The 8,801-nt window shown below is 36.1% G+C and carries 9 protein-coding genes; 2 read left to right on the top strand and 7 right to left on the bottom strand.

The window, feature by feature from the left end; all coding sequences use genetic code 11:
• The first annotated feature begins 51 nt into the window (after positions 1–51).
• Positions 52–1,485 carry a M20/M25/M40 family metallo-hydrolase gene (locus ABWO41_RS12320; RefSeq protein ID WP_353138256.1) on the top strand — a complete coding sequence of 478 codons (1,434 nt, stop codon included), beginning with the start codon at positions 52–54 and terminating at the stop codon, positions 1,483–1,485.
• Positions 1,486–1,681: 196 nt separating this feature from the next.
• Here ABWO41_RS12320 and ABWO41_RS12315 read toward each other — a convergent pair whose 3' ends face one another.
• The gene (locus tag ABWO41_RS12315; RefSeq protein ID WP_353138253.1) at positions 1,682–2,107 is read right to left on the bottom strand and encodes a deoxycytidylate deaminase; all 426 of its coding nucleotides are present in this window, start codon (positions 2,105–2,107) and stop codon (positions 1,682–1,684) included.
• Positions 2,108–2,332: 225 nt separating this feature from the next.
• Between ABWO41_RS12315 and ABWO41_RS12310 the strand changes: the two genes are divergently transcribed.
• The gene (locus ABWO41_RS12310) at positions 2,333–2,962 is read left to right on the top strand and encodes a LysE family translocator (protein ID WP_353138250.1); all 630 of its coding nucleotides are present in this window, start codon (positions 2,333–2,335) and stop codon (positions 2,960–2,962) included.
• A 141-nt stretch (positions 2,963–3,103) separates the two neighbouring features.
• Here the strand turns inward: ABWO41_RS12310 and ABWO41_RS12305 are convergent, their stop codons facing one another.
• From ABWO41_RS12305 to ABWO41_RS12280, 6 genes are all read right to left on the bottom strand, one after another.
• Positions 3,104–5,005: an amidophosphoribosyltransferase gene (locus tag ABWO41_RS12305; protein WP_353138247.1), complete on the bottom strand. Its 1,902-nt coding sequence runs from the start codon at positions 5,003–5,005 to the stop codon at positions 3,104–3,106.
• A gap of 259 nt (positions 5,006–5,264) precedes the next feature.
• Positions 5,265–5,567 carry a type II toxin-antitoxin system RelE/ParE family toxin gene (locus tag ABWO41_RS12300; protein ID WP_353138244.1) on the bottom strand — a complete coding sequence of 101 codons (303 nt, stop codon included), beginning with the start codon at positions 5,565–5,567 and terminating at the stop codon, positions 5,265–5,267.
• On the bottom strand, positions 5,567–5,785 hold the full coding sequence (locus ABWO41_RS12295; protein ID WP_353138241.1) for a hypothetical protein: 219 nt from the start codon (positions 5,783–5,785) through the stop codon (positions 5,567–5,569). Before ABWO41_RS12295 ends, ABWO41_RS12300 begins: the two co-directional genes overlap by 1 nt.
• A 1,058-nt stretch (positions 5,786–6,843) precedes the next feature.
• Positions 6,844–7,716 (bottom strand): NADH-quinone oxidoreductase subunit N, encoded by an 873-nt coding sequence (locus tag ABWO41_RS12290; protein ID WP_353138238.1) that lies wholly within the window; start codon positions 7,714–7,716, stop codon positions 6,844–6,846.
• Positions 7,685–8,308: a proton-conducting transporter transmembrane domain-containing protein gene (locus tag ABWO41_RS12285; protein WP_353138235.1), complete on the bottom strand. Its 624-nt coding sequence runs from the start codon at positions 8,306–8,308 to the stop codon at positions 7,685–7,687. Before ABWO41_RS12285 ends, ABWO41_RS12290 begins: the two co-directional genes overlap by 32 nt.
• Positions 8,308–8,801: proton-conducting transporter transmembrane domain-containing protein (locus ABWO41_RS12280; protein WP_353138232.1), on the bottom strand; the 494-nt coding region annotated here is incomplete at its 5' end. The genes ABWO41_RS12280 and ABWO41_RS12285, both read right to left, overlap by 1 nt.

Here is an 8,801-nt window from a genome sequence, read left to right as displayed (position 1 = left end):
CATATTTATTTTATAATTTTCCTATTTTGTTTCATAAACCATTTAAGCCTTATGAAAGTGTTTTTTAACCTGGTTTTCGCTCTCCTGTTGATATTAATTTGTATTATTTTGTTTAATACATTCAGCTTTAAAAGCCGACAGATTGAAGTAGCGCCAAATGAGTTTATTGATGTCAGAAAAGGATGTATCAGTCGTCTACAGGAGTCTATTAAATTCAAAACCATTTCTTATGATGATGCCAGTAAGATAGATAGCAACCAGTTTCTAAATTTCCATGCTTACCTGGCTACAGCATTTCCTTTGGTTTTTGAAAAGACTAATGTTATTAAAATAAATAAACTCGGTCTTTTATTTCATTGGAAAGGTAAAGATTCTAAAAATCCGATTGTTCTTATGGCCCATCAGGACGTGGTTCCGGTAGAGGAATCTACTCTAAATAACTGGAAGGCTGATCCTTTTTCCGGTAAAATTATAGATGGTTATGTTTATGGCAGGGGCACTATAGATGACAAAGGTAGTTTAATGGCCATATTAGAAAGTGTGGAGATGTTGATTGCGGAAAATTTCGTACCCGAAAACGATATATATCTTGCTTTTGGACACGATGAAGAGGTAACCGGAAGAAATGGAGCCAAAGCAATTGCAGCATGGTTTAAACAAAGAAATATTATACCTAAAATGGTGCTTGACGAAGGTGGAATGATCACCAACACCAAAGTTCCCAATCTCACCAAAACAGCTGCCGTTGTAGGCATAGCAGAAAAAGGTTACCTTACGGTAAATTTAACAACCAGTATAACAGGCGGACATTCCTCTATGCCTGCCAAAAACACTGCAATTGATATTTTAGCAGAAGCCATAGTTAAAATCAAACAGAACCCATTCCCCACAGAATTAGGCGAAGTTGTAAACTCTTTTATGGACTATGTTGGTCCCGAACTACCTTTTACCAATAAAATGGCAATGGCCAACAGATGGTTGTTCAGTCCTTTAATCAAAAATATTTACAGTAATTCTCCGGCAGGTAATGCTTCTATCCGAACAACGCAGGCATTTACCATTTTTCAATCGGGAATTAAGGAGAACTTAATACCCGGTGAAGCGCATGCAAAAATAAACCTTAGAACTTTACCCAATACCAGAGAAAATGAAATCATATCACATCTAAAAAAAGCAATCGGAAATGATCTTGTAAAAATTAGTGTTGAAGGGAACAAAACGGATCCCAAACAAGTTGCTAACCTCGATGACGAAACATTTTCACACCTTCAAAAAACAATTTCTGCTTTCAAAAAGGATATTGTTGTTGCTCCATTTTTAATGATTGGTGCTACAGACAGCAGGTATTTTGGAGAAATAACACAACAGGTATTCCGTTTTGTACCGTTCACAGACCTGGAGGGCCTACACGGTGTAAATGAAAGAATAGCTATACAGGAATATAAAGAAGGGATTACTTTCTATTATTATTTTTTACGTAAGTAAGTTAAGTTTATTGGGCATTAGTGCCCCTTCCTGCTCCCTTCAATCTTTTTAACGGAGAGTTTGAGCAGTACCTCATTCAAGCGTAATTTTTAACCTCAGCTTTGCTTCTGCCTATCACTTTTGATCACCAATATCAGTTCATTAACAATACCAACCGCTATCTCAACTAATAAACTATTTCAACAAATAAACTTTTCTACTCTTCCAGCTTCTCACAAAGTACTCCAAACCTATTTAAGAAGTCTACGCCTTCATCAGATGGAAATCCTTTATAGGCTGCATAAGAATATTTATAGTATACGTGTTTTATTCCGGATGCAAATATCAATCTTGCACAGGCAATACATGGCGATAATGTAGTATATAAGGTAGCTCCCTGAATCTGTGCTCCATTTTTAACGGCATATAATATAGCGTTCTCTTCTGCATGAAGCGCTAATGAGCAACTATTTTTAGAGTCTCTCGGACAACCTTCTTCAGGCCAGTCTTCATCACAATTATGCGTACCTGCGGGTGGGCCGTTATAACCTATAGAAATAATTCTGGTGTCTTTTGTGAGCACTGCTCCTACATGATTTTTCACACAATGTGATTTCTGCGCCAAATCTGACGCCAAATTCATGAATATTTGGTTAAAGCTTAAAGACATAAGGTTAAGTCGAAGATGAAAGTTAAGAGTCTAAAGTTTTATATATAGAGCGCAAAGTAAATGGTTTTATGTGTTTTTTCAAATTAGTATGCGAAACAAGATTATGTGATTTTTTGAATAGACTAAAACAATATGCATGTTTTTTTTCTTTAAAAATTGCATATTCGCATTAAGCGTTTTTAAAAAACTATCGAATAAATGCTAGAACTCATATTTTCCGGAATTGGTTTAGGGATTGTGCTATCGTTTTTAACCGGACCAGCTTTCTTTGCCTTAATCAAGATAAGCATAGAAAAGGGCTTCCAGGCAGGTATTTTTCTTGCTCTTGGTGTTGTCTTATCAGATCTTATATATCTTATCGTTACCTTATACGGCTCTTCTTTTTTGAAATTCGAAAACGAGTACCGTATTCCTATTGGCATTATAGGAAGCCTTATTCTTTTTGGTATTGGCAGCTTTTATATTTTCAAAAAGGTCAAAATTGATTATCAGAAGATTACCTGTCCAAAACGTAAATTTGGATACTTTCTGAAAGGTTTTTTCATGTGCATCTTTAACCCTTTCATATTATTATATTGGATTAGTGTAACCAGCGGTATATATTCTCTTAATGGCGAAATTAAGTCCAATGAAATGATTCCTTTTTTTGGGGCTATCCTTTTAACTTTGTTTGGTATGGATTCGCTAAAGGCTTATTTTGCCTATAAGCTAAGGTATAGAATTACTGAAAAATCCATTCAACGTTTAAACCGGATAGCGGGCGTGATTATTATTATTTTTGCTTTCAGATTAGTTTATAATTTGATTTTTACGCATTCGCTGATATAGAAACAGACAGTATTCTAAGGAAAGTCTAAAAACAAAAAACCGATAAGTACTAAGACTTACCGGCTTCCATTTTCTGATTACGATTTCTTTGTATTATGCTGAATCTCTCTCGAAATTCTAACTTCTAACTAACTTAAACTCTTACATATATGCCCGGGCATTTTTTCCTTCTACCCAGTTCATAAACGCTCTGTTTACCACTTTGTTTCCACCCGGAGTAGGATAATCTCCAGAGAAATACCAGTCGCCTAAATGTTCTGGACAAGCTTCGTGTAAATTGTCTAAAGTTTGATAAATCACCTCTACCTTCGCCCCTATTTCTTTCGGAGTAATAATCTCTGCAATTTTACTGGATATTTCTTCATCTGTAAAAGGAGCATAAATTTCTTTTACATGGTTAATCACTTCTTCTTTTGGTACATCTGCCTGCGCTTTACATTTCGCATATACTTCTTCTATGACGTGTCCCATACCACGTTCTCTCAACATTGTAATAGCAGCCTCAAAAGCAACGAATTCGCCCATTCTGCTCATATCAATACCATAGCAATCCGGATAACGAATTTGGGGTGCAGAAGAAACAATAATGATCTTAACCGGCCCTAATCTGTCAAAAATCCTTAAAATGCTTTGCTTTAAAGTTGTTCCTCGAACAATAGAATCATCAATAGCTACCAGCGTATCAATATCTCTCCTGATTAAACCATAAGTTGTATCATAAACATGAGATACCATATCTCCTCTGTCTGCATCCTGAGTAATAAACGTACGTAACTTGGCATCTTTAATAGCCAGCTTTTCTACCCTTGGTGCCAGATTTAGAATCCTGTCTAATTCTTCTTCTGTTAAATGATCGTTATTTAGCAATGCTTCTTTCTGTCTGTTACGATTGTAAGCATGTAAACCTTCCATTAAACCATAAAAAGAAACTTCTGCCGTATTTGGAATATAAGTAAAAACCGTTTTTTCCAAATCATGATTTACATGATTTAAAATGGTTGGAGTCAAGAGTTTACCTAATTTTTTTCTCTCCTGATAAATGGATGCATCACTACCTCTGGAAAAATAAATCCTTTCAAAAGAACAGGCTTTCTTTTCCAAAGGTTGTCGGAACATCTCTTCTGTAATAGTTCCGTCCTTTTTTATAATTAGTGCATGTCCAGGCTTTATTTCTTTAACCTGACCTATTTTCACATTAAAAGCTGTTTGAATTGCAGGCCTTTCAGATGCAGCCACCAATACTTCGTCATCCTGATAATAAAATGCAGGTCTTATTCCCGCCGGATCCCTCATAACAAATGCATCGCCATGTCCAAAGATACCAGACATGGTATACCCACCATCCCACGTTTTTGCAGATCTTTTCAGAATTTTCTTAACATCTAAATTATCAGCTATTTTTTGTGAAATCTCTATATTATCGTAGCCTTCTTTCTTAAACGCATCGAAAAGCTCCTGATTTTCATTGTCTAAAAAATGTCCAATTTTCTCTAAAACCGTTACTGTATCTGCCTGTTCCTTAGGGTGCTGACCTAAATCATACAGCTGTTGCAATAGCTCGTCCACATTGGTCATATTGAAATTTCCCGCAACAACCAAATTACGGGACATCCAGTTGTTCTGGCGTAAGAACGGATGGCATGCTTCTATACTATTTTTACCGTGTGTACCATAGCGAAGATGTCCTAATAATACCTCTCCGGTAAAACTAACATTGTCCTTCAACCATTGGGCATCCTGTAAAAGTTTTGGATCTTCTTTTTCTACAGCTGCAAATTTTTTCATCACATAAGTAAAAATATCCTGCACTGCATTTTTCTCCATAGAACGGTAACGACTGATGTACCTGTTCCCTGGTTTTACATTTAACTTTATGGTAGCTATACCAGCACCGTCCTGTCCACGGTTATGCTGTTTTTCCATTAACAGATACAGCTTATTTAAGCCGTATAAAGACGTACCATATTTTTCCTGGTAATAAGATAGAGGTTTTAGCAGGCGTATGAATGCTATTCCGCATTCGTGTTTAATAGAATCGCTCATTGAAGCTCGTTAGTAAGCTCACAAAATTAGAAATTCCATTAATATTGTGAAAGGAAAAACGTCAGATTCATCACATTTATTTGTAAGCTGAATGTGACAGAGGGAGATAAGGGAGCCTCACCCTTTGAATGACTCTGCTTTTTGCACTTTTTGTAGCAATCCCTTCCGATTATGAATCGGAACAAGTCCTCCGAAAGAGAGGGAAACAAAGGATAGTGCTGTTATCTTTCAAATTGCAAAGAGCACCTACAGCATGGGACTAAATATCTTTCTTCAGCTTATCAGGATGTTGCCGGCTATCAAATATTGTAATTACCTCGATTTCATTCTCATTAGTCAAAACCCTGTAATAGAAAGTTGTTTGCCTGGTTACGACACACTTATATAATCCATTAAATTCCGAAGAAACCGGACAACTATCAGGCTGAGAGGAAATTTGACTTATTTTTTGTTTAAGCTTTTTTATAAACAAATCGCGGGCGGATAAACCCCAATTTTCTAAAATATATTCAGATAAGTTTAAAAGTTTTGACTCTGCAAGTTCGGACAAAAAAACTTTCATTAAGAAATCTTCTTTAAAAACGACTCATAGGAGACTCTTTTTCCTTCATTCAACTGCTCAAGACCTTTTTTTATTTCTTCCTGTTCAGTATAACTTAATTCGTTCCAAAAATCAGTTTTCTCTTTTTTTATGAAATCAGCAATTTTTTGAATAAACTCATTATTATCAATATCTAAAATTGCCTTTACCAATTCAATCTTTGTTGTTTGGATATCCATTTTCTTTCCTCCTTATATCAAAGATAAGAAATTAATTGACCACAAAGTAAACTGAGATTTTCTCAAAACATACAAAGTTATTGTAAACGACTTAACGTTGTGAACTTTGCGGTTTCTCTTAGCTCGCTTTGTGGTTTATAAAAATGGTACTCTTTAAATCCCTAAATACTTAGCCACCGCTTTTAAATCTTTGGTATTTATCTTTTTGGATGACATAACTTCTATGGTTGTTGCGGGAATAAGAACTATTTTGATGTCTATTTTAAATGCTTTGACTTCTGATTCTGGAATAAGACTGGAATATCCTTCAATTTTAATTTGATTTTTCAGAGTGTTTACAGGATAGAAACTGGAAAAATCAATCCCAATTAACTACAATTTTAAAAATAGCAGCTGCCCTAGAAGTGGATGTGAAAGAGTTGTTTTGAGAAAAGGCTTCAAAAGCCTCACTCTACTTTTTGTACTGGCGTGTTATTAATCCGCAGTTTGCCTGGCTCTGTTTCTGACGCTCAAGACTCCGGACAAGATGGAAAATCCTTCTCGTTTGTTTAAGGCATCTCCAAAGGAGCTTTAAAGCATCTCTAAACGAAGGATGCTTTTTAGGAAACGGGAGTATTTATTATATCCTATCAGAGTCAGAAACTCTTTTTTTATTAATTAATCCGCAGTCTGCCTGGCGCTGTTCTAACGCACAAAGGGTGGTTTTGAAAAAAGGGTTCAAAAGCCTCACCCTTTAAAAGGTTTTGCTTTTTGTATTGGTGTAGCATACCTCTCCGAAAGAGAGGGAAACAAAGTGTAGTGCTTTTAACTTGTATGATGTCATTTCGACGACACAGGAGGAGAAATCTGTTTAATAGTAATACAGACCATAAATATTTGAACTGCACTATTTAAGTCTAAGAAACTTACAGATTTCTCTCCCGATACTCGGGAGAGAAATGACAGGATGATGAAAGCAAAAACAAAAACAGCCCTCTCTTTCGTTCCGAAGGAACTCCCTTGGAGGAGAGAGACAATAGTAATTTGCCTTTTGCAATAAACACCCACAGAGTGAGGCTCTAAAAAAACTTAACAACAGAAGGAAACACTCCCAGTAAGATTATTAGAGCGGCAAAAACAGCAGGTAAAATCAGTAATGCTCTGCTATAAGCTTTTGCCGGTATTTCTTCACCTTCTCTTAAAAACAGGTTAAGCGGAATTTTGAAATAATAGAAAAGTGAAATTACGGTAGTAATAACCGCTACAATTAATAACCAGGTTCCGTATGGTGCTATCTGCGGCTGGCTGATGAGTTCTGAGAACAAAATGAATTTAGCGATAAAGCCCCCTGTCGGCGGTAGTCCAATGAATGAAACTAAGAATACAATCAGAATGGTTGCTGCCCAAATGGTTCCTTTACCTAATCCTCTAATATTCTGCAATGTAATAGCCGCATATTTTTCTTCAAAATGGTAAACCACTAAAAATGCACCTATATTAGTAATCACGTATACCAACAAATAGAAAAACAGTGAGTGGAATATATCAGTATCGGGTAAAATAAATATCATAAGCATAAATCCTGTATGTCCAATGGCAGAGTAAGACAACAAACGCTTTAAATCTGTTTGGAAAACCGCAAGGATATTGCCTACCAGTAAAGACAATAAGGCTAAAGAAAATATAATCTGAATATAAATCTCACCAACCAAGTGAAACTGATTATTTATACTATAAAACCAACCGAATACTGCTATTTTAGGTACAGTAGAAAGAAACGAAGTTACAGATGTAGGCGCTTCTTCATATACATCCGGAGCCCAGAAATGGAATGGAGCGGCAGATAACTTAAAACCAATACCTGCAATAAAAAATATAAGAATGAGATTTTTTGCCAAAGCCGGAACTTCGTTCAGACCGTTAAACACACTCCCGAAGATTAAGAGAGCCACTAAAACCGTATATAAAACTTATTCCATAAAGCATGATGGCAGATGCGGTTACACCAAACAGCATATATTTCATACCTGCTTCCATTTGGCGTCCCTGTTCTGCAGTGTATGATACCATGAGATAGGAGCTTAACGAAAGCATTTCTATGGCAATAAAGACAATTAGCAGATTACTTGCCGAAACAAGTACCAGCATAGCCAATACTGCTGCTATCAGGATGGAATAAAAATCGTTTACTCCTTTAGAGTGCGCTGTAATACGCTTATCACTATTGAAGAATATTAATGAGCATATTGCTCCTAAAAGAATTAATATCTTAAAAAGAACTCCTTTTGGAGTTAGTTGCACCATATCGGCAAAAAGAAAAACTCCATCTTCTCCGATCTGTGAGAACTGACAAACGGATAATCCAATTCCCACAACAAAAGTAATCAGTGCAGTAAAGAATACGGGTTTCTCTGGTTTTTTCACAAACAGATCCAGCAATATGGCTATTAAAAAGCCTGCCACCAGTGTAAACTCCGGAGCAAGAAAGGGTATCGAGTCAACGATATTCTGTAAGGAACCTGATATGTTATAAGCTTCAATCATTATCTAAACAGCGTTATAAATTGGTTAACAGATGTATTAATTACATCAAAAACCAACGAAGGCATAATACCAAGTACAAGAGCTAAAACTGCTAATGGCGTAAAAGTGAATATTTCTCTCACATTCAGATCAGTTAAAGCCTTAAACCATGAATCTTCTTTCAATCTTACCGTTCCGAAAAACATTCTTTGCAAAGTCCATAACAAATAGGCTGCTCCCAGCAAGATCCCAAAAGCCCCGCCAATGGCCATCCACCTTGGAATAAAACCATTTGTTCCTTCGGATTTAAACGCGCCAATAAGCGTAAAAATCTCGGAGATGAAGGCAGAAAAACCAGGCAGACCTAAAGAAGCAAAAAAGGCAATAGTTACAAAGAAAGTCAGTTTTGGCATATGCGACGCCAACCCTCTAAAATTGTAGATATACCTGTCATGTACTCTTACATAGATTACACCTACTGCAAAAAACATCATTACAGAAAGGAAACCATGAG

Source organism: Pseudopedobacter sp. (assembly GCF_040392825.1).
Taxonomy (GTDB): Bacteria; Bacteroidota; Bacteroidia; order Sphingobacteriales; family Sphingobacteriaceae; genus Pseudopedobacter.
This window is presented reverse-complemented; position numbering and strand designations above follow the sequence as displayed.